This is a genomic window from Ruegeria sp. BHSB056 (assembly GCF_059613305.1).
Map to the genome: position 1 here is coordinate 1 of NZ_JBXWSG010000176.1, position 2,035 is coordinate 2,035.

General features: G+C 53.9%; 2 protein-coding genes and 1 pseudogene. All 3 read right to left on the minus strand.

Annotation, left to right across the window (positions count from 1 at the left end; translation table 11 throughout):
• On the minus strand, positions 1-686 hold a 686-nt coding region (locus AC2FND_RS20085; protein ID WP_496771466.1), incomplete at its 3' end, for an alpha-amylase family glycosyl hydrolase.
• A 9-nt stretch (positions 687-695) separates the two neighbouring features.
• A complete protein-coding gene (locus AC2FND_RS20090) occupies positions 696-1,844 on the minus strand; it encodes a carbohydrate ABC transporter permease (RefSeq protein WP_480489052.1) in 1,149 nt (382 codons plus the stop codon).
• A 3-nt stretch (positions 1,845-1,847) separates the two neighbouring features.
• Positions 1,848-2,035: pseudogene (locus AC2FND_RS20095) on the minus strand (alpha-glucoside ABC transporter permease); the annotation flags it as partial.

Genomic DNA, 2,035 nt, shown 5'->3' on the forward strand with positions numbered 1-2,035 from the left:
GGATTGTCCCGCAAATGTTTGTCGTGGAAATAAAAGTTGATCGTGTCCAGGCGAAAACCATCCACGCCCATGTCCAGCCAGAACCGAGCCACATCCAGCAGTGCGTTTTGCACTTCGTTACAGTGAAAGTTCAGGTCTGGCTGCGAACTCAGAAAGTTATGCAGAAAATATTGCAGGCGACGAGGCTCCCACTGCCACGCTGAACCGCCAAAGATAGACAACCAGTTATTGGGCGGTGTGCCGTCCGGTTTAGGGTCGGCCCAAACATACCAGTCGGATTTCGGGTTGTCCCAATCGGCGCGGCTCTCACCGAACCAAGGGTGCTGATCAGATGTGTGTGACAGCACCAAATCGATCATCACTTTCAGACCCTTGTCATGGGCCTGATCGAGTAACTCGCGGAAATCTTCCAACGAGCCGAACATAGGATCCACATCGCGATAATCGCTGACGTCGTAGCCGAAATCCTTCATCGGAGATTTGAAGAAGGGCGAGATCCAGATCGCATCGACCCCCAGATCCGCAATGTAATCCAGACGTTGGGTGATCCCTTTCAAGTCACCGATCCCATCACCATTGCTGTCCTGAAAGCTGCGCGGATAGATCTGATAGATCACGCCACCGCGCCACCACTCTGACTTTGCTTTGGTTGATTTGGAAAGTTCTACAGTGTTCTGCACGTTCATCAGACGCCTCTATTTGACGGATCCGGCCAGCAGGCCACGGACCAGGTATTTTTGCATTGCGAAGAAAACAATCAGTGGAACAATGATCGAAACAAACGCAGCGGTGGCGAGGATTTCCCAGTTGCCCCCTCTTGTACCCAGCAGTTCGACAATTCGATTGGTCATGACGGTGGTTTGACCTGATGCATCAATCAGGAAGACTTTGGCCACCAGAAGGTCGTTCCAGGTCCACAGGAACTGCAGGATCGCGAAAGACGCCAGCGCCGGGAAGCTGAGTGGAAGGATCAGTTTCGTAAATATCTGGAACTCAGACGCCCCGTCGACCCGCGCGTTCTCGATCAAATCACGTGGCAGACCGGCCATGTAGCTGCGAAGAAGGTAAATCGCCAGCGGCATTCCAAAGCCAGTGTGGGCCATCCAGACACCCAGATACCCTTTGCCGATCCCAATATTAAGATGGAATTTCAGCAAAGGGATCAGTGCGAGCTGAAGCGGAACAACCAAAAGCCCGACAATAGCTGCGATCAGCAACGCGCGGCCCGGGAACTCCATCCAGGCCAACGCATAAGCGGCGAACGCCGCAACCAGGATAGGGATGATCGTGGCAGGAATGGTCACTGTGAGAGTATTAAAGAACGCCCGACCCATACTGTCGGTGCTGTTCTCGGCCAAGAGAACCTTGTGGTAATTGTCCAACGTGAACTCGGGTGGAAGTTCTGCACTTACGAAAACACGCGGGCCGCGGCTGCCAGTAAACTCCTCTTCATTTTCCGCTTTGTAGTTCCCGTTTGCATCGACCGTGATAGTCCCGCCACGACGCAATTCCGCTGTCTGACCGGGTTCATACGCATCCACCGCGCGGGAGCTGACACCCCACTTTGAGATCGTAGCTTTCTGCCCTTCGTCGAACAGGTTCCCTTCAATCACATACGTCCCGTTTTTCAGAATTTGCGTATTGGGCACGGCCGTGCGTAGCGTCAGGTTTTGTTCGGACGGGAACAGGGATTTCCACCAGCCACTGGTCGCGATCTGGTCAGCCGTGCGAAAGGATGAGATCAACAATCCCAGTGTCGGTATTACCCAAAGCACCACGAGAAAGAGGACCGAGGCCTGGACGATCCATCTAAGGGCGGGTTTGGTTCCTGCAATATCGCTCATCCCCTACTCCATTTCCCGGCGTGCGTTGCGGATGTTCCAGACCAAGATCGGCGTCACCAGCAACATGATCACCATGGCCGATGCCGAACCCACGCCCCAATCATTGGCGCGGAACATCTTGTCGTACATGTAGTTGGCCAGAACCTGTGTCTCCCATTGGCCATTGGTCATCGCGAAAACGATGTCGAAGA